21 protein-coding genes are annotated in these 22,289 nt (G+C 67.9%); 14 read left to right on the top strand and 7 right to left on the bottom strand.

Features of this window, described 5'->3' with window-relative positions; all coding sequences use genetic code 11:
- The first annotated feature begins 249 nt into the window (after positions 1-249).
- The 5 genes from BLV92_RS03325 (at position 250) to BLV92_RS03300 (ending at position 5,861) form a co-directional block, all read left to right on the top strand.
- On the top strand, positions 250-615 hold the full coding sequence (locus BLV92_RS03325; protein WP_090542213.1) for a hypothetical protein: 366 nt from the start codon (positions 250-252) through the stop codon (positions 613-615).
- A gap of 596 nt (positions 616-1,211) precedes the next feature.
- The gene (gene ychF / locus BLV92_RS03315) at positions 1,212-2,306 is read left to right on the top strand and encodes a redox-regulated ATPase YchF (protein ID WP_090542210.1); all 1,095 of its coding nucleotides are present in this window, start codon (positions 1,212-1,214) and stop codon (positions 2,304-2,306) included.
- Positions 2,307-2,452: 146 nt separating this feature from the next.
- Positions 2,453-2,764 (top strand): DUF3761 domain-containing protein, encoded by a 312-nt coding sequence (locus BLV92_RS03310; RefSeq protein ID WP_090542207.1) that lies wholly within the window; start codon positions 2,453-2,455, stop codon positions 2,762-2,764.
- 155 nt (positions 2,765-2,919) lie between these two features.
- Positions 2,920-4,587 carry an energy-dependent translational throttle protein EttA gene (gene ettA, locus BLV92_RS03305; protein ID WP_090542205.1) on the top strand — a complete coding sequence of 556 codons (1,668 nt, stop codon included), beginning with the start codon at positions 2,920-2,922 and terminating at the stop codon, positions 4,585-4,587.
- A gap of 146 nt (positions 4,588-4,733) precedes the next feature.
- Entirely contained in the window at positions 4,734-5,861 is a 1,128-nt protein-coding gene (locus tag BLV92_RS03300) for a DUF748 domain-containing protein (protein ID WP_090542203.1), read from the top strand.
- A gap of 39 nt (positions 5,862-5,900) precedes the next feature.
- On the opposite strand, the gene BLV92_RS03295 is transcribed toward BLV92_RS03300, so the two are convergent.
- The 3 genes from BLV92_RS03295 to BLV92_RS03285 form a co-directional block, all read right to left on the bottom strand.
- Positions 5,901-6,524 carry an HAD family hydrolase gene (locus tag BLV92_RS03295; protein ID WP_090542201.1) on the bottom strand — a complete coding sequence of 208 codons (624 nt, stop codon included), beginning with the start codon at positions 6,522-6,524 and terminating at the stop codon, positions 5,901-5,903.
- 19 nt (positions 6,525-6,543) lie between these two features.
- Complete coding sequence (locus tag BLV92_RS03290) at positions 6,544-8,358, bottom strand: aminopeptidase P family protein (protein ID WP_090542199.1); 1,815 nt, start codon at positions 8,356-8,358, stop codon at positions 6,544-6,546.
- An 81-nt stretch (positions 8,359-8,439) separates the two neighbouring features.
- On the bottom strand, positions 8,440-8,694 hold the full coding sequence (locus BLV92_RS03285) for a hypothetical protein (RefSeq protein WP_090542198.1): 255 nt from the start codon (positions 8,692-8,694) through the stop codon (positions 8,440-8,442).
- A 529-nt stretch (positions 8,695-9,223) separates the two neighbouring features.
- Here BLV92_RS03285 and hemA point away from each other — a divergent pair.
- The 6 genes from hemA (at position 9,224) to BLV92_RS03255 (ending at position 14,660) form a co-directional block, all read left to right on the top strand.
- Positions 9,224-10,519: a glutamyl-tRNA reductase gene (hemA, locus tag BLV92_RS03280; RefSeq protein WP_090542196.1), complete on the top strand. Its 1,296-nt coding sequence runs from the start codon at positions 9,224-9,226 to the stop codon at positions 10,517-10,519.
- A gap of 110 nt (positions 10,520-10,629) precedes the next feature.
- Entirely contained in the window at positions 10,630-11,712 is a 1,083-nt protein-coding gene (gene prfA, locus BLV92_RS03275) for a peptide chain release factor 1 (RefSeq protein ID WP_090542194.1), read from the top strand.
- A 9-nt stretch (positions 11,713-11,721) separates the two neighbouring features.
- Entirely contained in the window at positions 11,722-12,579 is an 858-nt protein-coding gene (gene prmC / locus BLV92_RS03270) for a peptide chain release factor N(5)-glutamine methyltransferase (protein ID WP_090542192.1), read from the top strand.
- Between the two features lie 131 nt (positions 12,580-12,710).
- Complete coding sequence (gene grxD, locus BLV92_RS03265) at positions 12,711-13,022, top strand: Grx4 family monothiol glutaredoxin (protein WP_090542191.1); 312 nt, start codon at positions 12,711-12,713, stop codon at positions 13,020-13,022.
- 55 nt (positions 13,023-13,077) lie between these two features.
- Entirely contained in the window at positions 13,078-13,692 is a 615-nt protein-coding gene (locus BLV92_RS03260) for a UbiX family flavin prenyltransferase (protein ID WP_243844017.1), read from the top strand.
- A 167-nt stretch (positions 13,693-13,859) separates the two neighbouring features.
- Positions 13,860-14,660, top strand: coding sequence for a DODA-type extradiol aromatic ring-opening family dioxygenase (locus BLV92_RS03255; RefSeq protein WP_090542189.1), 801 nt, complete (start codon positions 13,860-13,862; stop codon positions 14,658-14,660).
- Positions 14,661-14,787: 127 nt separating this feature from the next.
- Here the strand turns inward: BLV92_RS03255 and BLV92_RS03250 are convergent, their stop codons facing one another.
- Positions 14,788-16,380 (bottom strand): APC family permease, encoded by a 1,593-nt coding sequence (locus BLV92_RS03250; RefSeq protein WP_090542187.1) that lies wholly within the window; start codon positions 16,378-16,380, stop codon positions 14,788-14,790.
- A 436-nt stretch (positions 16,381-16,816) separates the two neighbouring features.
- On the opposite strand from BLV92_RS03250, the gene BLV92_RS03245 reads away from it, so the two are divergent.
- Positions 16,817-17,020: a cold-shock protein gene (locus tag BLV92_RS03245; RefSeq protein ID WP_090542185.1), complete on the top strand. Its 204-nt coding sequence runs from the start codon at positions 16,817-16,819 to the stop codon at positions 17,018-17,020.
- A gap of 131 nt (positions 17,021-17,151) precedes the next feature.
- Here BLV92_RS03245 and BLV92_RS03240 read toward each other — a convergent pair whose 3' ends face one another.
- The 3 genes from BLV92_RS03240 to BLV92_RS03230 all read right to left on the bottom strand — a co-directional run bounded on the left by BLV92_RS03240 (position 17,152) and on the right by BLV92_RS03230 (position 20,754).
- Positions 17,152-18,405 carry an Hsp70 family protein gene (locus BLV92_RS03240; RefSeq protein ID WP_373681903.1) on the bottom strand — a complete coding sequence of 418 codons (1,254 nt, stop codon included), beginning with the start codon at positions 18,403-18,405 and terminating at the stop codon, positions 17,152-17,154.
- Between the two features lie 165 nt (positions 18,406-18,570).
- The gene (locus tag BLV92_RS03235) at positions 18,571-19,170 is read right to left on the bottom strand and encodes a nitroreductase family protein (RefSeq protein ID WP_166676722.1); all 600 of its coding nucleotides are present in this window, start codon (positions 19,168-19,170) and stop codon (positions 18,571-18,573) included.
- Positions 19,171-19,470: 300 nt separating this feature from the next.
- Positions 19,471-20,754, bottom strand: a complete 1,284-nt coding sequence (locus BLV92_RS03230; protein WP_090542181.1) for an MFS transporter — start codon at positions 20,752-20,754, stop codon at positions 19,471-19,473.
- A gap of 207 nt (positions 20,755-20,961) precedes the next feature.
- Between BLV92_RS03230 and BLV92_RS03225 the strand changes: the two genes are divergently transcribed.
- Both BLV92_RS03225 and BLV92_RS03220 read left to right on the top strand, forming a co-directional pair.
- Complete coding sequence (locus BLV92_RS03225; RefSeq protein ID WP_090542179.1) at positions 20,962-21,612, top strand: TetR/AcrR family transcriptional regulator; 651 nt, start codon at positions 20,962-20,964, stop codon at positions 21,610-21,612.
- Between the two features lie 77 nt (positions 21,613-21,689).
- On the top strand, positions 21,690-22,280 hold the full coding sequence (locus tag BLV92_RS03220) for a DUF1415 domain-containing protein (RefSeq protein WP_090542177.1): 591 nt from the start codon (positions 21,690-21,692) through the stop codon (positions 22,278-22,280).
- Positions 22,281-22,289 lie beyond the last annotated feature (9 nt).

Genomic DNA, 22,289 nt, shown 5'->3' with positions numbered 1-22,289 from the left:
CGCGCCAGGGATTGCCCGCATTCGCCCGCAGCGCGCGCGACGCGCGAATCGCCGGAACAGCCTGCCGGCCCGCTGCCCACGGGCCACGGCGGGTCGCCGCACGACTCGCGGCGTTACGTTCGGATGCCCACGATCGGGTCGGGTGCGTTGCGTGCTACGGCTAATGGCGTGGTACTCTTTTCGCGTCGGAGACAAAGGTTTGCGCGAGCGCGCGCAAACGTGTTCCCCACCACCTTAGCGAGCGTCGCCATGAGTGATGTACGCCACCACCTGAGCCCGCGCGACCGCGTGGAGCTGCTCTGCTGGCTCACCTGCGGAAGCCTCGGAGCCTACTACCTGAACGAGTCGTGGCCCAACGCGGCGTTCCACGTCGAGGCGGCGCACAAGTGGCTCGACCGCCACGGCCGCGAGGCCGACTGGCTCGCGGTCGCGAAGCTCGCGGCGATCGCCGTCGACATCGCGAGACAGCATGCGTGGTTCATCGATGCCACGTGGGCGCGCGACGCGGTCGAGGAGATCATCGACACCGACGACCTGAACCATCAGGCAAGACTCGTGATGCAGGTGCTGAAGGACTGCGAATGGGCGCTCGCCGACAAGCGCCCGGCCGACTAATCCCCTCTTTCCTTTTGCAGGCGAACGTCGCGGGAAGTTTCTCCGCGAGCCTCGTTCGCGCGGCCTCGCCGTCAAACGTTTACTTACAAACGCACACAGTCGCACACAGCCGGTCAGCGACCCGCCCGCTAAAGTGCTGCCTACGGAAACAACCGGAGGTTCACTTGAAACGTCTCGCTGCATTCGCCATTCTCGCCGCGCTCGTCGGCACGTCGCTCGGAGGATGCATCGTGGTCCCCGACGGCGGTTATCACCACCATCACGACGGCTACTACTATCGATGAAGCCGGCGCGATGCCGGCCGCCGCGATGCGGCCGGCACGCTTCGCCGCACTCGCCACCCTCGCCGCGGGCAGCGCCCTGTGCTCTGCCCCGCCGCCATGCGCTTCCCGGCGCCCGCACCAGGGCGCCCATCCGAAAGAGTTACAATTCCCCCTTTCGTGACACAGCTTGCACCCGAAGCCCGGGCCGCCGCCCGCTCCGGTGTCTTGTCCGCTCCGCCGCGGTCCTCTGCGATGCCATCCGCCATTGCCGCCAGCACCCCGCCCGCAGCGTCGAGCGCATCACGCAACTCACTGATTCACTGAAGGATCCTCATGAGCCTCAAATGCGGCATCGTCGGCTTGCCGAACGTCGGCAAGTCCACCCTGTTCAACGCGCTCACCAAGGCGGGCATCGCGGCCGAGAACTATCCGTTCTGCACGATCGAGCCGAACGTCGGCGTCGTCGAAGTGCCGGACGCGCGCCTCACGCAGCTCGCAGAGATCATCAAGCCCGAGCGCATCGTGCCGGCCGTCGTCGAGTTCGTCGACATCGCGGGCCTCGTCGCGGGCGCGAGCAAGGGTGAAGGACTCGGCAACCAGTTCCTCGCGAACATCCGCGAAACCGATGCGATCACGCACGTCGTCCGCTGCTTCGAGGACGACAACGTGATCCACGTCGCGGGCAAGGTCGATCCGCTGTCCGACATCGAGGTGATCAACACCGAACTCGCGCTCGCCGACCTCGGCACCGTCGAAAAGGCGCTCGCGCGCTACTCGAAGGCCGCGAAGTCGGGCAACGACAAGGAAGCGGGGAAGCTCGTCGCGGTGCTGGACAAGGTCCGCGCGCAGCTGGACCAGGCGAAGCCGGTCCGCGCGCTCGACCTGTCCGACGACGAACTGGCGCTGATCAAGCCGTTCTGCCTGATCACCGCCAAGCCGACGATGTACGTCGCGAACGTGAAGGAAGACGGCTTCGAGAACAACCCGCACCTCGACGCGATCCGCCAGTACGCGGACGCGGAGAAGTCGCCGGTGGTCGCCGTGTGCGCGGCGATCGAAGCGGAAATCGCGGACCTCGCGGACGAGGACAAGACCGTGTTCCTCGCGGACATGGGGATGGACGAGCCGGGCCTGAACCGCGTGATCCGCGCGGCGTTCAAGCTGCTCGGCCTGCAGACGTACTTCACCGCGGGCGTGAAGGAAGTGCGCGCGTGGACGATCCACATCGGCGATACCGCGCCGCAGGCGGCCGGCGTGATCCACACGGACTTCGAGCGCGGCTTCATCCGCGCGCAGACGATCGCGTTCGACGACTTCATCGCGTTCAAGGGCGAACAGGGCGCGAAGGAAGCCGGCAAGATGCGCGCGGAAGGCAAGGAGTACGTGGTGCACGACGGCGACGTGATGAATTTTCTGTTCAACGTGTAACCGTTCGCACGGCCCGCTCCGGCGAGCTCGCCTGCCACGGCAGTTTCAGCACCGCATGACCGAAGCCCGCGCGAGCGCGGGCTTTTTCACGACCGCCGGACCAGCGGCCGACCGACGCCAGGAACAGCGACGACAACAACGAGCCCATGAGCGCCCCTACGCTGCTTCGAACCCCGCTGCGCACCGCGGCCGTCGCGCTCGCCGCGACCGTCGCGCTCGCGTCGCCGTTCGCGGCGTTCGCGTTCCAGCCGTCATCGGCGACGCCGGACGAACGCAACCTCGACAATCACAACGCCTACCTGAACCGCGACGGCCAGTCGGTCCACGCGCCCGCGCATTCGCTGTCCGGCCGCGCGCCCGACGGCGCGACCGCGCGCTGCCGCGACGGCACGTACAGCTTCAGCCGTCATCGCAGCGGCACCTGCTCGCGCCACGGCGGCGTGGCCGAATGGCTATGACACGCCTCCGCATGAGCCGCGCCGCACCCGGCATCGCGGGACGCCTCGTACAATAGCGGTTCAGCAGCCGTTGCAATCGCGGTCACGACGCGCGGCCAGGACCCATCGGCCGCGCGCGTCCCACCCCATTCCCCTGTTTTGCAAAGACCACTCCCATGGCCCAATACGTCTTCACCATGAACCGGGTCGGCAAGATCGTGCCGCCCAAGCGCCAGATCCTGAAAGACATCTCGCTGTCGTTCTTCCCCGGCGCGAAGATCGGCCTGCTGGGCCTGAACGGCTCGGGTAAATCGACGCTGATCCGCATCATGGCGGGCGTCGACAAGGACATCGAAGGCGAAGCCACGCCGATGCCCAACCTGAACATCGGTTATCTGCCGCAGGAACCGCAGCTCGATCCGCAGAAAACGGTGCGCGAGGCCGTCGAGGAAGGCCTCGGCGACGTGTTCAACGCACAGAAGAAACTCGACGCCATCTACGCGGCCTACGCGGAGCCGGACGCCGATTTCGACGCGCTCGCCGCCGAACAGGCGAAATACGAGGCGATTCTCGCCACCGCCGACGGCGGCAGCCCCGAGCAGCAGATCGAGATCGCCGCCGACGCGCTGCGTCTGCCCGCGTGGGACGCGAAGATCGAGAACCTGTCGGGCGGCGAGAAACGCCGCGTCGCGCTGTGCAAGCTGCTGCTCGAAAAGCCCGACATGCTGCTGCTCGACGAACCGACCAACCACCTCGACGCGGAATCGGTCGAATGGCTCGAACAGTTCCTGACGCGCTTCCCGGGCACTGTCGTCGCGGTCACGCACGATCGCTACTTCCTCGACAACGCGGCCGAATGGATTCTCGAACTCGACCGCGGCCACGGCATTCCGTGGAAGGGCAACTACAGCAGCTGGCTCGACCAGAAGGAAGAGCGGCTGAAGCAGGAAGAGACGTCCGAGTCCGCGCGCCAGAAGGCGATCAAGAAGGAACTGGAGTGGGTGCGCCAGAACCCGAAGGGCCGCCAGGCAAAGTCGAAGGCGCGGATCGCGCGCTTCGAGGAACTGTCGAGCCAGGAATACCAGAAGCGCAACGAAACGCAGGAAATCTTCATCCCCGCCGGCGAGCGTCTCGGCAACGAAGTGATCGAGTTCAGGAACGTCAGCAAGTCGTACGGCGACCGCCTCTTGATCGACAACCTGAGCTTCAAGATTCCGGCCGGCGCGATCGTCGGCATCATCGGGCCGAACGGCGCCGGTAAATCGACGCTGTTCCGGATGCTGACCGGCAAGGAAACCCCGGACTCGGGCGAGATCGTGCAAGGCCCGACCGTGAAACTCGCCTACGTGGACCAGAGCCGCGACGCGCTCGACGGCAGCAAGACGGTGTTCGAGGAAATCTCGGGCGGCGCGGACGTGCTCGCGGTCGGCAAGTACGAGACGCCGTCGCGCGCGTACATCGGCCGCTTCAACTTCAAGGGCGGCGATCAGCAGAAGATCGTCGGCAACCTGTCGGGCGGCGAGCGCGGCCGGCTGCATCTCGCGAAGACGCTGATTTCGGGCGGCAACGTGCTGCTGCTCGACGAGCCGTCGAACGATCTCGACGTCGAAACGCTGCGCGCACTCGAAGACGCGCTGCTCGAATTCGCGGGCTCGGTGATGGTGATCTCGCACGATCGCTGGTTCCTCGACCGGATCGCGACGCACATCCTCGCGTTCGAAGGCGACTCGCAGGTCACGTTCTTCGACGGCAACTACCAGGAGTACGAGGCGGACAAGATCAAGCGCCTCGGCGAGGAAGCGGCGCGGCCGAAGCGTCTGCGCTACAAGCCGATCAGCCGGTAAGCGCTTTCGGGACGGCGGCGCGTACGCCGCCGTGCCGGGCCGCCCCAACTCTTCTTCCCGACGTTGCTTCGCGCGGCACGACGGTTGCGCGCCCCGCTCACGCCGCGCGGCGTTCGTTGCGCCACGCGGCGCTCAAGGAGAACCGCATGGCGAGATCGACCCGCTCCCGCGTTGCCGTTGCCGCCGTCATCGTCGTCGCGGTGCTGGTGCTCGCCGCGCTCGGCGGGGCCATTGCGCTCCAGCACGCGGTGAAGAACCGCGTGGTCGCCGCGCTCGGGCCGCTCGGCAGCGCGGAGCGGATCGACGTGGGGCTCACGTCGATCGAACTCGTGAACGTGCGGCTGAAGGCGCCGCCGGACTGGCCGGCCCCCGACGCGCTGCGCGCCGCGCGGATCACGATCACGCCGGACCGGCGCGCGCTGCTCGCGCGCCGCGTGCACATTCGCGACATAACGGTCAGCGACTTCGACCTGACCGTGCTGCGCCGCCAGAGCGGCTCGATCCAGTTGCTGCCGAACCTGCGCCAGTCGGTGTCGAACACCGGCGGCGGCGCGTCGCCGGGCAGCGGGTCCGGTTCGCCGCCCGAAGAAAAGCTCGTCGATCACATCGCGTTCCAGCACGGCACGTTCGAGTTCTACGACCGTTCGGTCGGCAACCCGCCGTACCGCGTGACGGTCGGCGACGCGAACGCGACCGTCGATCATCTGCGCCTGCCCGCGCTCGACGAGCCGACGCAACTGTCGGTCACCGGCTCGATCCGCGGGCCGTCGCATACCGGGCACGTCGCGTTCGGCGGCTGGATCCGGATCGCGAGCCGCGACTCGCAGACCACGACGACGCTGCGCGGCGTCGACGTGGCGACGCTCGATCCGTATCTGCTGAAGAAAGCCGGCACCAAGGCGCGCGTGACCGGCGGCACCGTCGATCTCGATCTCGTGTCGACGGTGCGCGACTACCATCTGCACGCGCCCGGCACGCTGACGCTGCACGACCTGCAACTCGCGCCGACCGGCAACCCGCTCGACACGTTCATGGCGATCCCGACGCGCGCGGCGATCGCCGCGCTGAAGACGCACAACGGCAACCTCACGCTGCACTTCACGCTCGAAGGCAACCTGCGCGATCCGAAGTTCGAGCTGAACGAGCACCTGCTGACCGAAATCCGCACGGGTTTCGCGAAGGCGCTCGGCGTCAGCGCGGAAGGCGTCGTGAAGGGCGCGGGCGAAACCGCGAGGGGCCTCGGCGACGCGCTGCGCAACCTGCTCGGCCAGTAATCAGACCGATAAGCACGCGCGCCGCGCGGCCCTGGACGTTCAGATCGGCAGCCCCAGTTCGCGCAGCCGCGCGTCGGTCGCCGCGTTGCTCGTGTGATGGATGCCGTGCCAGCCGAGCGCGGTCGCGGCGTCGGCGTTCATCCGGTTGTCGTCGATGAACACCAGTTCGTGCGGCGCGATGCCCGGCAACTGCGCGTCGATGCGCCGGAACATCTCGTGGAAGATCGCCGCGTCCGGCTTCACGAGCTTCACGTGACCGGACACGACGACATCACGGCAACGCGACAGCAACGGGAAATTCGCCTGTGCATACGGAAACGTCTCCGCCGACCAGTTCGTCAGCCCGAACAGCGGCAGACCGGCCGCCTCCAGCTTCTCGAACGTCGCGACGCCGCCGTCGAGCATCCCGCCGATCATCTCGTGCCAGCGGTCGTAGAACGCACGGATCAGCGCCTCGTGGTCCGGGAACTGCGCGATGCGCTCGGCGGTGCCGTCCGCGAGCGTCTGCCCGCCGTCCTGGCGGATCACCCAGTCGAGGCCGCACACGTGCGTGAGAAACCAGCGGCGCTCGTCGTCGTCCGGAATCAGCTTGCGATACAGATAGTCGGGGCTCCAGTCCACCAGCACCCCGCCGAAATCGAACACCACCGCCTTGATCGCCATCGCCGCGTCTCCCGCGAGATCAGACCGGTTGCGTACGCGCGTCGAGCCACGCCTTCGCATCGCCGGACACGTGCGGCGACACGCGCCGGCGCACCGTGTCGTGGTACGCGTTCAGCCACTCGCGCTCGTCCGCGCGCAGCAGCGCGAGGTCGATGCAGCGGGTGTCGATCGGGCACAGCGTCAGCGTCTCGAATTTCAGGAAGTCGCCAAGCTCGGTCTTGCCGGCCGGCTGGTTCAATACCAGGTTCTCGATCCGCACGCCCCACTTGCCGGGCCGGTAGATGCCCGGCTCGACCGACGTAATCATCCCTTCTTCCATCGCGGTCCACGGCTCGGCCGGCGCGTAGTGCGAGATCACCTGCGGGCCTTCGTGCACGTTCAGGAAATAACCGACGCCGTGACCGGTGCCGTGGCCGTAGTCCGCGCCGGCTTCCCAGATCGGCGCGCGCGCGATCGCGTCGAGCATCGGCGAGCGCACGCCGCGCGGGAAGTGCGCGCGCGACAGCGCCATCATTCCCTTCAGCACGACGGTGAAGTCGCGCCGCTGCGCGTCGCTCGGCGTGCCGATGGGCACGACGCGCGTGATGTCGGTCGTGCCGTCCAGATACTGGCCGCCGGAGTCGATCAGCAGCAGGCCGTCGCCGGCGATCGTGCTGTGCGACTCGCGCGTCGCGCGGTAATGGGGCATCGCGCCGTTCGCGTTGAAGCCGGCGATGGTCCCGAAGCTCAAGGACACGAAACCCGGCCGGCGCTCGCGCGCGGCGGTGAGCCGCTCGTCGACCGTCAGTTCGGTGACCGTCTCGCGGCCGAGCGCCTGTTCGAACCACGCGAAGAATTCGGCGAGCGCCGCGCCGTCCTGCTCCATCGTCGCGCGGATATGCTCCGCCTCGGCGGCGGTCTTGCGCGACTTGAAGAACGTCGTCGGATTGACGGACTCGACGAGCTTCACCGTCGACGGCACCGCCTGCAACAACCCATACGTGACCCGGCGCGGATCGACCAGCAGCGTCGCGCCGGCGGGCAGCGCGGCGAGCGCGGCGGCGGCCTGCGCATACGGCGCGACCTGCACGCCGTCGCGCGCGAGCGCGGCGGCGAGCGCCGGCGGCACCTTGCCTTCGGCGACGAACAGCGTCGCGGCGTCAAGCCCGATCAGCGCATGCGCGACGAACACCGGGTTGTAGCTGACGTCCGCGCCGCGCAGATTGAAGAGCCATGCGAGGTCGTCGAGCGTCGAGATGAAGTGCCACTGCGCGCCCTTCTCCTGCAACGCGCGGCGCAACTGGTCGAGCTTGCCGGCGCGGCTCGTGTCCGCGTGCGGCGCGACATGCTCGTAGACGGCCTCGACCGGCAGCGACGGCCGCGCGGACCACACGTGATCGAGCAGGTCGAGATCGGTGCGCAGCGTCACGCCGCGCGCGCCGAGCGCGTCGGCCAGCGCGCGCGCCGACGCGACGCCGAGCACCGCGCCGTCCACCGCGACGGCGGCGTCCGCCGGCACGTTCTGCGCGAGCCAGTCGATGTGCGGCTGGGTCTGCTGGCCGCCCATCATCTTCATCAACTGCACGCCGGTGCCGGCCAGTTGCTGTTCCGCCTGCACCCAGTAGCGGCTGTCGACCCACACGCCGGCGAAGTCGGCGGTCACGACGAGCGTGCCGACCGAGCCGGTGAAGCCCGACAGCCACTGCCGGCCCTGCCAGCGCGGCGGCAGGTATTCGGACAGATGCGGGTCCGCGGACGGAACGAGGGTCGCGGCGACGCCTTCGCGCGCCATCGCGGCGCGCAGCGCGGCGATCCGCTCGGGAATCGAGGACGTTTCGGGAAGTCGGGCGGTCATGGTTTCACCTGCGGAAATGGAATGGGAACGCCGGGTTCGCGTGCGGCGCGACGCCGGCGTTGCGTGCCGACGGCGCGCGGGTCAGCGCCGGAACGACAGGCTCGCGATCGCGGCGGCCGCGAGCAGCGCGACGGCCGTGCAAACCGGCCATTGCAGCGTCTCGCCGTCGAGGAAAGCGCCGGTCGTGCGGCCGGCCGCGTTCGCGAGCGCCGCGCCGGCGATGCCGGCGAGCACCGCGCGCCACAGCCCGCGACGGGCGCGACCGCGCAGCGGATGCAGCCACCAGCCGGCGACGCCGACGACCGCGCCGAGTATCGCGATGCCGATCCAGCCCATTAGCGACGCGTTCCGACGATTCTGGAACAAATCGGACAGGCGCGTATCGACCCGGTGACTGGCATCTTCGTCTCGTTGAGGGTTGTCGGTGAACGGCGGCGGCCTGCGCGGCGGCCCGCAGCCAGCGTAGCGACCGAGTGTAGGGGGCGCGATGAAGCAACGCAAGTTCGCGGGGCCGGTGCGCGGCACACGTTGCCCATCCGGCCGATAAGGATGTGGCTGGGCGGGTTCGCTTCGCGAATTCCGGCGAAATTCACCCGGGGCGCGGCCGGTCCGCGGCGGCTCCAAAGCCGTGCAGCCGGTTCCGCGGCGTTCCGTCGCATAAACCTGGGCACACTCGTTCAGGCTATTCCGATCTGCCCCGATCACCTTGTGTACAACGGCTCGCAACCCCAATGACGGCGGGGCTCGGCCGTCCGAACGACATCCCGGCCAGGTGCGCCAGGCCTGTGTACGCGCCGCCACAGCCGTGCCCAATGCCGAAATCGGGGAAAAGTTATAATATCCGCCAAAATCTCGGCCCCACGGTATGCAGCTCCTAACGATCGGAATCAATCACCACACCGCGCCTGTCGCCTTGCGCGAACGCGTGGCGTTTCCGCTCGAACAGATCAAGCCCGCGCTCGCCACCCTGAAGGAAGCGTGGGCCGGCCGCCGCGCGCTGAACGTGCCGGAAGCCGCGATCCTGTCCACCTGCAACCGCACCGAGCTGTACTGCGCGTCCGACGACCACGGCTCGCGCGACGCGGCCGTGCAGTGGCTGTCGCACTACCACGGCATCCGCGAGGAAGAACTCGCGCCGCACGTGTACGCGCTTCCGCAGTCGGAAGCGGTGCGGCACGCGTTCCGCGTCGCGTCGGGGCTCGACTCGATGGTGCTCGGCGAAACGCAGATCGTCGGCCAGATGAAAAACGCGGTCCGCACGGCGTCCGAGGCCGGCGCGCTCGGCACCTATCTGAACCAGTTGTTCCAGCGCACCTTCGCGGTCGCGAAGGAAGTGCGCAGCACGACCGAAATCGGCGCGCAGTCGGTGTCGATGGCCGCGGCCGCGGTGCGGCTCGCACAGCGCATCTTCGAAAACGTGTCGACGCAGCGCGTGCTGTTCATCGGCGCGGGCGAAATGATCGAACTGTGCGCCGCGCACTTCGCCGCGCAGCAGCCGCGCGAACTGGTGGTCGCGAACCGCACCGCCGAGCGCGGCCGCGATGTCGCCGAACGCTTCGGCGGCCACGCGATCCCGCTGTCCGAACTGCCCGCGCGGATGCACGAGTTCGACATCATCGTGTCGTGCACCGCGTCGACGCTGCCGATCATCGGCCTGGGCGCGGTCGAGCGCGCGGTGAAGGCGCGCCGCCACCGCCCGATCTTCATGGTCGACCTCGCGGTGCCGCGCGACATCGAGCCGGAAGTCGGCCAGCTCGAAGACGTGTTCCTGTACACCGTCGACGACCTCGGCGCGATCGTCCGCGAAGGCAACGCATCGCGCCAGGCGGCGGTCGCGCAGGCCGAGACGATCATCGAGACGCGCGTGCAGAACTTCATGCAGTGGTTCGACTCGCGCAGCATCGTGCCGGTGATCCGCCACATGCATACGCAGGCGGACACGCTGCGCCGCGCCGAACTCGAACGTGCGAAGAAGATGCTCGCGCGCGGCGACGACCCGGCGGCGGTGCTCGAAGCGCTGTCGCAGGCGCTGACCAACAAGCTGATCCATGGCCCGACGCACGCGCTCCACAGCGCGAGCAGCGACAATCGCGATTCGCTCATCGAGCTGATGAGCGGCTTCTACCGTCACGGCAACCCGACCGGTTCGTCCGACCGTTAGCGACGATCACCCCGCTGCGGCGCTTCGCGCGCCGCGCCGCCGCCCGCGTCCGGGCATCCCGCACCGCCCTTTCCCGCATTCCTTTTCCGGAGCCCGCTCCGCACCGCCCGATGAAGACGAGCATGCAATCCAAGCTCGACCAGCTGACTACGCGCCTGGCCGAGCTGAATGACCTGTTGAGCCGGCCGGACGTCACGTCGAACCGCGACCAGTACCGCAAGTTCACGCGCGAACACGCGGAACTGGGGCCGGTGGTCGAGCACTACGCGCAGTGGCGGCGGGCCAAAGCCGACCAGGCGGCCGCCGAGGAACTGCTCGCGGACGCGTCGATGCGCGAGTTCGCCGAGGACGAGGTGAAAAGCGCGCGCGAGCGGATGGCGCAGTTGCAGCTCGATCTCCAGAAGATGCTGCTGCCGAAGGACCCGAACGACGACCGCAACATCTTCCTCGAAATCCGCGCCGGCACCGGCGGCGACGAGTCCGCGCTGTTCGCGGGCGACCTGCTGCGGATGTACCTGCGCTACGCGGAACGCAACCGCTGGCAGGTCGAGATGATGTCCGCGAGCGAGTCGGACCTCGGCGGCTACAAGGAAGTGATCGTGCGGATCGCCGGCGAGGCCGCGTACTCGAAGCTGAAGTTCGAATCGGGCGGCCATCGCGTGCAGCGCGTGCCGGCGACCGAAACGCAGGGCCGCATCCACACGTCCGCGTGCACGGTCGCGGTGATGCCCGAAGCCGACGAAATCGGCGAAGTCGAGATCAACCCGTCCGACCTGCGGATCGACACGTTCCGCGCGTCGGGCGCGGGCGGCCAGCACATCAACAAGACCGATTCGGCGGTGCGCGTCACGCATCTTCCGACCGGGATCGTCGTCGAGTGCCAGGACGACCGCTCGCAGCACAAGAACAAGGACCGCGCGCTGAAGGTGCTCGCCGCGCGGATCAAGGACCGCCAGTACCAGGAGCAGCACGCGAAAGAGGCGGCGACGCGCAAGAGCCTCGTCGGCTCCGGCGACCGCTCCGAGCGGATCCGCACGTACAACTTCCCGCAGGGGCGGCTCACCGATCACCGGATCAACCTGACGCTGTACCGCCTCGAAGCGATCATGGACGGCGACCTCGACGAACTGATCGCGGCGCTCGTCAGCGAGCATCAGGCGGAACTGCTTGCGTCGCTCGGCGACGCGGAATGACGACCCGCGATGGCCGCTGACGAAAACCCCAGCACCAGCGCCGCCGCGCTGCTGCGCGCGTCGCCGCTGCCCGTGCTCGAAGCACGCGTGCTGCTCACGCACGTGCTCGGCTGGCGCCGCACCGAACTGATCACGCGCGGCGACGAGCCGCTCGACGCCGCGAGCGTCGCGCGCTTTCGCGCGCTCGAAGCGCGCCGCGTGAGCGGCGAGCCGGTCGCGCAACTGACCGGCTCGCGCGAATTCTTCGGGCTCGATTTCGACGTGACGCCGGACGTGCTGATCCCGCGCCCCGAAACGGAATTGCTGGTCGAAACGGCGCTCGACGCGCTCGATCGCATCGCGCACCCGCGCGTGCTGGATCTCGGCACCGGCAGCGGCGCGATTGCGGTCGCGATCGCGTCCGCGCGGCCCGACGCGCGTGTGTGGGCGGTCGACCGCTCGGCCGCCGCGCTCGCGATCGCCGCGCGCAACGCGGCGCGGCTCGCCGGGCCGGGCCGGTCCGGCGGCGCATTGACGTTCGTCGAAGGCAACTGGTATGACGCGCTCGATCCGGCGCTGCGCTTCGACGCGATCGTCAGCAATCCGCCGTATATCGCGAACGGCGACCCTCACCTGTCGTCCGGCGACCTGCGTTTCGAGCCGCGCGGCGCGCTCACCGACGAAGCGGACGGCCTCGCGGCGCTGCGCGCGATCGTCGCCGACGCGCCGCGCTGGCTCGCGCCGGACGGCGTGCTGTGGATGGAACACGGCTACGACCAGGCCGAAGCGGTACGCGCGCTGCTGACCGCGCGCGGCTTTGCGGACGTGCGCTCGATGCGCGACCTGGCCGGCATCGAGCGGATCAGCGGCGGCCGTTTCACGAACTGAACCGCGCGCGCCGGAACCGCAGCAGGACCGCGCGCGGGCGCGCCCACGCGCGCCTGGCAGCGCCCGGCTCGCCCCGGCGAAATCCGCTATCATTTCGCCTTGTCTCGCATCAATCTCTAGCAAGGTCAGTCATGGATACCCAACAACGCATCAAGCAGATCGTCGATGAAAACGCCGTCGTCCTGTTCATGAAGGGCAACGCGCAGTTTCCGATGTGCGGCTTTTCCGGCCGGGCGGTGCAGATCCTGAAAGCCTGCGGCGTCGATCAGTTCAAGACCGTCAACGTGCTCGAAGACGACGGGATCCGCCAGGGCATCAAGGAATTCTCGAACTGGCCGACGATCCCGCAGCTTTACGTGAACGGCGAATTCGTCGGCGGCTCGGACATCATGATGGAGATGTACCAGAACGGCGAACTCCAGCAACTGTTCGCCGCCGCGTGACGCGGTTTCACGCGTCGTTGCCTTTCCGTTTGACCCGGGACGCGGGGCGGCAGTCGTGAGCCCCGCCGACGTCACGCTGCTTCATCGCCCGCGCCGGCTGATCGTCGCGATCACCGGCGCGACCGGCGCAATCTACGGCGTCCGCGCCCTCGACCTGCTGCGGCAACTCGGCGGCGTCGAAACCCATCTGCTGATCTCGGCGGCCGGCTGGCTGAACATCCAGCACGAGCTGCGACTCACGAAGGACGAACTGCATTCGCGCGCGGACGTCGTCCATCCGGTGCGCGACATCGGCGCGGCCCTTGCGTCGGGCTCGTTCGCGACCGACGGGATGATCGTCGCGCCGTGCTCGATGAATACGCTCGCGAGCATCGCGCACGGGCTCGCGGACAACCTGATCGCGCGCGCGGCCGACGTCACGCTGAAGGAGCGCCGCCGGCTCGTGCTGCTGGTGCGCGAAACGCCGCTCAACCTCGCGCACCTGCGCAACATGACCGCCGTCACCGAGATGGGCGGCGTGATCTTTCCGCCGCTGCCGGCGTTCTACAACCGGCCGGCGTCGATCGAAGAGATGGTCGATCAGACGGTCGCGCGCGTGCTCGACCTGTTCTCGCTCGGGCCGCCGCTCGCGTCGGCGTGGACCGGGCTGCGCGGCGGCGCCGGCGATTGACCCGGCGCGTCGCCAATGCACGCTTCGGCGGCGGCTTCTCGCGCGGCTGACGATTATCAACAGGCACGATGCAATCAAATCCCGCTGGGGCCGTTTAATTCCTCGCGCGACACAACTATATTGAGATCAACTGAATCCACCCGGACGCCTGTCGCGTCCTTCAGGCCATGACCTCACCTTCCCGCATTCCGACGCTGTTCCTGTCGCACGGCGCGCCGACGCTGCCGATCGACCCGTCGCTGCCGTCCGGCGGCTTCGCCACGCTGTCCGCCGAACTGCCGCGGCCCGAATCGATCCTGATGCTGTCCGCGCATTGGGGCACGCAGCAGCCGGTCGTCAGCACCGCGACGCGGCCGGAAACGATCCACGACTTCTACGGCTTTCCGCGCGCGCTGTACGAGATCCAGTATCCGGCGCCGGGCGCGCCCGACACCGCGCGCCGCGCCGCCGCGCTGCTCGGCGAGCAGGGCATCGCGACCGGCAGCGAGCCGTATGGGCTCGACCACGGCGCATGGGTGCCGATGCTGCTGATGTTCCCCGAGGCCGACGTGCCGGTCGCGCAGTTGTCGATCCAGCCGCGCGCGGACGCCGCGCACCACTTCGCGATCGGCCGCGCGCTGCGCGCGTTGCGCGACGACGGCGTGATGGTGATCGGCTCCGGCCAGATCACGCACAACCTGCGCGCCGCCGATTTTTCCGCGCGGCCCGAGGACGCGGACCCGCGCGTCGCCGAGTTCACCGACTGGTTCGAGGACCGGCTGCGCGCGCGCGACGTCGATGCGCTGCTCGACTACCGCCGCCGCGCGCCGTATGCGCAGCTGATGCATCCGACCGACGAGCATCTGCTGCCGGTATTCGCCGCGCTCGGCGCGGCGGACGACGACTACGCGCTGACCGTGCAGTCGCTCGGCACGTACCAGCGCGCGCTCGCGATGACGAACTACGTGTTCGGCCCGGCGACCGCCTGAAGAGTCCGCCAGCCCGACAGGACGCAAAAAAACCCGCCTGAATCGCTTCAGGCGGGTTTTTTCATAGCCTCGTTACCGCCGCCGGAGCCGGCATGTGCCGGCTCCGACGCTGCGAGTGCGCCGAACCTCAGGCGCCCATGCCTTCGAGAATCTCGTCGTGCTTTTCGCGCTCTTCGAGGTATTCGGTGCGATAGCCCGAATTCACGCCCCAGAAATAGAACACCAGCGAGAAGACCGCGACGGTCAGCATGTCCCAGCCGTACGGAATCAGGTTGGAGCCGCCGAACTGCTTGCTGCCGATCAGCGACAGCAGCGCCATCAGCGGCAGGTACGCGACGAGCCACCATGCGGCCTTCAGGTCGCGGCCCCAGCCTTCCCAGCCCGACTTGCCCTGGAAGTAGAAATACACCGGCAGCGCGACGACCATCAGCAGGATGATTTCGCCGGTCAGCGGCCACTTCGCCCAGTACAGGATCAGCGACGCGCAGACGAACGCGAACGGCGCGATCACCTTCATTGCCGGCACGTGCAGCGGACGTTCGAGGTCGGTCGCCGCGCGCTTGAGCGCCATCAGGCTGATCGGGCCCGTCAGGTACGAGATCACCGTCGCGACCGAGATCACCGCCGCGAGCGCGCTCCAGCCTCGGAAGAAGAACAGGAACAGGAACGACACGAGCAGGTTGAACCACATCGCGTTACGCGGCACGCCGTAGAGCGGGTGCACGTTGCCGAACATCTTCGGCATCGTGTTGTTGCGCTCCATCGCGTAGATCATCCGCGTGGTGGTCGCCATGTAGGTCGTGCCGGTGCCGCTCGGCGACACGAACGCATCGATGTACAGCAGGATCGCCAGCCAGTTCAGATTCAGCGCGATCGCGAGTTCCGCGAACGGCGACTTGAAGTTGAACAGGTTCCAGCCCTTCTCGACATCGGCCGGATTCACCGCGCCGATGTATGCGATCTGCAGCAGCACATAGATCACGAGCGCCAGCAGGATCGAGCCGATCACCGCGAACGGCACGCTCTTCGCCGGATTGCGCGCTTCGCCCGCGAGGTTGATCGGGCTCTGGAAGCCGTTGAACGCGAACACGATGCCGCTCGTCGCGACCGCCGTGAACACCGCCGACCAGCCGTACGGCGCGAACGTCGCGGCCTGGCCGAAGTTCTCGTGATGGAACGCGCCGGCCATCAGGCCGATGATCGTCAGGCCCGGAATCACGAACTTGAACACGGTGATCGCGGTGTTCGCGCGCGCGAACAGCTTCACGCCCCAGTAGTTCAGCATGAAGTACACGACCACGAGCACCGCGGACAGCAAGAGCCCGTTTGTCGTTAACGAACCGTCCACGAACAGCGCGTGCGCCCAGGGGTACGGCCACGTGCTCATGTACTGGATCGACGCTTCCGCCTCGATCGGAATCACCGATACGATCGCGATCCAGTTCGCCCACGCGCTGATGAAACCGACCAGCGCGCCGTGCGAGTAGCGTGCGTAGCGCACCATGCCGCCGGACTCGGGGAACATCGCGCCGAGTTCCGCGTAGGTGAGCGCGATCGCGAGAATCACGACCGCGCCGATCACCCACGCGCAGATAGCTGCGGGACCGGCAATCTTCGCTGCTTTCCACGCCCCGAACAGCCAGCCCGATCCGATGATCGAGCCGAGACCGGTAAACATCAGCGCGAGCGGGCCGATGTTCCGTTGAATAGAACTTTTCACGTCTTCTCCTGTATGAAGAGCAGATCGACACCGCGCGGTCATGGGAAACGGCTGGAAACCTCCACGCGGCGGTCGCCTCTGCGCGCAAAGGCTGCACCTGCGCGGCGCAACTTTTCGCGCGGCGCGTAGTTTAACGGTTGCACCGCCGCTTAGCTTCAAAAATGTGCTGCGTCCTACAAAAATCCGGAAAAATTTGCAAGCTTTGTAAGCGACGTTTTGACCCTCATGATAAAAACACCGTCCATCAGCAGGCGCCCCAGTTGACACTCACTGTCGATTCGCCGTATAAAGTGCGGGCAGGATTTCAAGCGTCGAGTGTGAATTGGTCTTTCGTGGTTGCTCGCCTGTCAAACGGTACTCCGGCTGTTCCCATCCCCTTCCTTGATTTTCATGCACCTTCGGGCTTCGGCCTCAAATTCATTTTTAGGAAAGTAATATGGAAACCGGTACCGTCAAATGGTTCAACGACGCTAAGGGCTTTGGCTTCATCACGCCGGACGGCGGCGGCGAAGATCTGTTCGCGCATTTCTCGGAAATCCGCGTCGACGGCTTCAAGACGCTGCAGGAAAACCAGAAGGTTCAGTTCGAAGTGAAGACTGGCCCGAAGGGCAAGCAAGCGGCGAACATCAAGCCGCTGTAAGACCCTGACCGCCCGGATGCCTGCCTGAGCGGCGTCCCGGATGGCAAGCTTACCGAAAAACCCCGTGTTCCAGCCGGAACGCGGGGTTTTTCATTTGCAGCGACGAATCGGCAGGAAAGGACAGCAGCCGTTCAGCCGAACAGCCGCTGCGCGTGGATGCCGAGTCCGGTCGCGACGCTCGCGAGCCGGTCGCCGAACACCGGCCGCGCGTCCGGGAACGCGTCCGCCAGCGCGCGGGTGAGGAACACGAGCCCGGTCGAGCCGCCGGTGAAATAGATCGCGCTCACGTCGCGCGCAGCGACGCCGGCGGTCTGCACGGTGTCGCGCGCCGCCTGCACGATGCGGCGCATTTCGTCGTGGCCCGCGTCGACCAGTTGCGCCTCGTCGAACGCGAGCCGCAGGTCGTCCTCGACGCGTTCCAGGTCGATCAGCGTCTCGCCGCCGGCCGACACGCCGATCTTCGCTTCTTCCGCGCGCGCCGCGAGCGCATGGCCGAGCCGCTCCTCGACGACGCGCATCAGCCGTTCGTGATGCCGCGCGTCGCGATACAGATGGCGCATCAGCCGCAGTTCCGCGACGCGTTTCGGCGGATAGACGGTGTTGATCAGGTGCCAGGTGGCCAGATCGAAGTACACGCGGTTCGGCACTTCGCGCCCCTGCGGATCGAGCGACTGGTAGCCGAGTTCGCGCAGCACGGTCGCGAGTTCGACGCGGCGGTCGAAGTCGGTGCCGGCGACGTGCACGCCATGATGCGCGAGCACGTCGTCCTTGCGTTCGAGCCGCTGCATCCGCTGCGGGCCGACGCGCACGAGCGAAAAGTCGGAGGTGCCGCCGCCGATGTCCGCGACGAGCACGAGCCCTTCTTCCGTCAGCCGCGACTCGTAGTCGAACGCGGCCGCGATCGGCTCGTACTGGAACTGGATCTCGGAGAAGCCGACCGCGCGCGCGGCCGCCTCCAGTTGATGCTGGGCGAGCTGGTCCGCGCGCGGGTCGTCGTCGACGAAGAACACCGGCCGGCCGAGCACCGCACGCGCGATCGGCGCGCCCGCGAAATGCTCCGCGCTGCGCTTCAGGTGCTCCAGGAAAATCGTGATCACGTCCGTGTAGCGAATCGCGCTGCCGTCGCCGAGGTCCGTGGTCGTCTCCGCGAGCGGCGAGCCGAGGATGCTCTTCATCGAGCGCATCAGCCGCCCGTCGAAACCGTCGATGTACGCGTCGAGCGCCGCGCGGCCGTACTCGCGCGTGTGTTCGTCCACGTTGAAGAACACGGCGGTCGGCAGCGTCACGTGCGCGCCTTCGACGGGCGCGAGCCGCAGCCCGTCCGCGGTGGGCAGCGCCACCGCCGAGTTGGAGGTTCCGAAGTCGATCGCGCAGAAGGTGGTCATGGCAGGGACGTGCCGCATTCGGCTCGCGCGGGCAGGGGAGAGGACCGGCTTTTTAACACGAAAGCGCGGCGCGCAGCAACCGGACCCGCCCGATGCAGCCCCAATGAAAAACGCGCGGCAACCCCGCGCGTTCGTCGGTCCGGCTGCGCCTGTCGAGCGCGCCGGTCAGGCGTGGAACGGCTTCTTCCACGCGCCTTCGTAGGTGACGTCGCCGACCGCCGAGCGGCTGCGCTCGGCCTTTTCGCGGTCGCGCAGCACCGGTTCGAGCTTGTCCGCGTCGCCGTAGTGGCCGATCGAGATGATCGCGAGCACGTCGACGTCGTTCGGGATCGCGAACTCGGTGCGGAACGCGTTCGCGTCGAAACCGCTCATCTGGTGCGCGGCGAGGCCGAGCGCGTGCGCCTGCAACACCAGCGACATCGCGGCCGCGCCGGTGTCGTACTGCGCGGTGCGGTTCACTTCGCCCTTCGCGTTCAGCGTCTGCGCGGTCACCGCGATCAGGATCGGGGCCGGCGTGTTCCATTGCTGGTTGAACGGCACGAGCGTCGCGAACGCGCGCTTGAACGCCGCCTCGTCGGTCGCGCGGTCGAACACGATGAAGCGCCACGGCTGCAGGTTGTACGCGGACGGCGCCCAGCGTGCCGCCTCGACCACCGCATGCAGCGCGTCGCGGCTCACCGGCTCGCTCGAATACGCGCGCGGGCTCCAGCGGCCGGCGATCAGTTCATGAATGGGCACAGCGGTAGGTGCGGGTTTGTGCGTCATGCGCTTCTCAATCCTCGATTGATGGAGGGCGGCTCGCCCCGGGGCCCATAGCATAACCGGGCAAAGTGAAATGCGCTGTCCGATGTTCGGCGACGCGGATCGACGCCGGATGGCGGAAGCGGCGACGCCGGGAAGCGAGGGTTGCGGCGGGATGGCGCATCACGCGGCAGGTTCTTTCTGCACGCGGCGATGACCCCGCGGCGTCCCCCGAAAGATGCCGCTTGTGCCGTCGCCGCCCCGATCGCATGCCCATTGGCCGCCGGTCAACCGGTCAGAACGGGCGCGTCGCGCGCCCCGCCGTCACACCGCCAGCGTCGTCACCGCCCGCGGCCCGCGGTTGATCCGCAGCACGAGCACCGCCGCGACGAGGCACAGCCCGCCCGAGATCATCGACGCAACCGTGTACGTGCCGAGGCTGGACCGCAGCAGCCCCGCGCCGAACGCCGCGAACGCCGCGCCGAGCTGGTGGCCCGCGACGACCCAGCCGAACACGATCGGCGCGCGCTCCTTGCCGAACACGTCGGTCGCGAGCCGCACCGTCGGCGGCACCGTCGCGATCCAGTCGAGCCCGTAGAACACCGCGAAGATCGGCAAGCCGAAGAAGTCGATCCCGAACGCGTGCGGCAGATAGATCAGCGACAGCCCGCGCAGCCCGTAGTACCAGAACAGCAGCACGCGGCTGTTGAAGCGGTCCGACAGCCAGCCGGACAGCGTCGTGCCGAACAGGTCGAAGATCCCCATCGTCGCGAGCAGCGACGCACCCTGCACTTCCGTCATCCCGTAGTCGCCGCACATCGCGATCAGGTGGGTGCCGACGTAGCCGTTCGTGCTCGCGCCGCAGATGAAGAAGCTGAAAAACAGCAGCCAGAAGTCGCGCGTGCGGCTCGCGGACGTCAGCGCGTCGAACGCGATCCTCAGCGGATTCTGGTGCGGCGCCGGCGGCGCGACCGGCGCATCGTGCGCTTCGCCGAACGGACGCTGCTGCACGTCGGTCGGCCGCTCCGGCAGCAGGAACGCCACGAGCGGCAGCACGACGACGGCCGCGGCCGCGACGACCAGCACGACCGACTGCCAGCCGTGCTTCTGCGCGATCGCCGCGAGGAACGGCAGGAATACGAGCTGGCCGGTCGCGGAACTGGCGGTCAGGATCCCCATCGCAAGGCCGCGATGCGTGGTGAACCAGCGCGTGACGACCGTCGCCGACAGCGACAGCGCCGCGACCCCGGTCGCGCCGCCGACCATCACGCCCCAGATCAGCACCATCTGCCACGGCGCGCTCATCATCGACGACAGCGCCACGCCCGCCGCCATCGTGCCGACCGCGACGAGCACGGTCGGCCGCACGCCGAAACGCTGCATCGCGGCGGCGGCGAACGGGCCCATCAGCCCATACAGCGCGATGTTCACCGAAATCGCCAGCGAGATCGTCGCGCGGCTCCAGCCGAACTGGTGTTCGAGCGGCACCATCAGCACGCTCGGCGTCGCGCGCGTGCCCGCCGCCGCGAGCAGCACCAGAAATACCACCGCCACCACGAGCCATCCGTAATGGAAACGCCCGCCTATCCTTGCCGCTGCCCAGTTCATCGGTGCTCCAGGTCGCTCCGCTCGCGGAGTCGTCGTTCGTATGATTCGTTCGTATACTTGCGCGGCCGACGGGGTTCCGCCGTCCGCCATGCCGGTCTCCGACGACTACCGGCATGCGGCGATTGGTACCGCCCTGTCACAAGAGAGTTGCGATGTTAGTTACCGGTCGGTAACATGTCAAGCGATGTCCCTGACGCCAGAAAGCCCATGAACGACGATCCCACCTCGCTCCCCGCCGCACCGGCGCGCCGCCGCGCGCACACGGCCGGTCCGCGCGCGCAGGAACATCTGCTGCGCGCGGCCGACGACCTGTTCTATCAGCAAGGCGTGCGCGCGGTCGGCGTCGAGGCCGTGGTCGAGCGCGCGGGCGTCAACAAGATGAGCCTGTACCGGCAGTTCTCGTCGAAGGACGACCTCGTCGTCGCGTACCTGAAGCGCGCGGACGGACGCTTCTTCGAACGCGTCGAACGCAGCTTCGCGAAACATCCGGGCGAGCCCGCGAAGCAGTTGCTGCAATACTTCGACGACCTGACGCAGCGCGCATCGGCGAGCGATTATCGCGGCTGTCCGTTCGTGAACGTCGCGGCGGAGTTTCCGGATGCGTCGCATCCGGCCCGGCGCGCCGTCCTCGACAACAAGACGCGCCTCGTCGCGCGCCTGACCGACGTCGCGACAGAGGCCAACGCCGCCGATCCGGCCGCGCTCGCCAACTCGCTCGCGCTGCTGATCGAAGGCGTCTACGCGGCGAGCCAGACTCACGGCACGGGCTGCGGGCCGATCCAGGCGGCGCCGCGCGTCGCGAAGCTGCTGATCGAAGCCGCATGCCCGCCGAAACCCGGCACGCCATCGGACGCGTAACGCGCTTACGCCTGCCCGCCGAACCGCTGCGGCAACCCGCGTCCGCGCGCGCCGCAACGCGTCGGTAAAATGCGCGGATGACCGCCCTCCCTACCGATCGACCCGACCCCGCGCCGTCGCACGACGACATCCTTCAGGCGACCCGCCACTGGCTCACGCGCGCGGTGATCGGCCTGAACCTGTGTCCGTTCGCGAAGAGCGTGCACGTGAAGAACCAGATCCGCTACGCGATCAGCGACGCGACGGACCTCGAACACGTGCTGACCGATCTCGAAGCCGAGCTGCTCGCGCTGCAAAACGCCGATCCCGCCGAACGCGACACGACGCTGCTGATCTTCCCGCACGCGCTCGCCAACTTCGCGGACTTCAACGACAGCCTGTATTTCGCGGACCGCCTGCTGAAGCAGTTGCGTCTGGAAGGCACCTTGCAGATCGCGAGTTTTCATCCGCAGTACCAGTTCGAAGGCGCCGCGCCGGACGACATCGAGAACTACACGAACCGCGCGCCGTATCCGATCCTGCATCTGCTGCGCGAGGCGAGCATCGAACGCGCGGTCGATGCGTTTCCGGACGCCGAGGCGATCTACGGACGCAACCAGGCAACGCTGCGCCGGCTCGGCCCCGCCGGCTGGCGCGAGTGGATGAGCCGCAGCGACGACGCCGAATGACGCGGCGGG

The organism is Paraburkholderia caballeronis, assembly GCF_900104845.1.
Lineage (GTDB): Bacteria > Pseudomonadota > Gammaproteobacteria > Burkholderiales > Burkholderiaceae > Paraburkholderia > Paraburkholderia caballeronis.
The sequence above is the reverse complement of the archived record's forward strand: the minus strand, read 5'-3'. Positions and strand labels throughout refer to the sequence as shown.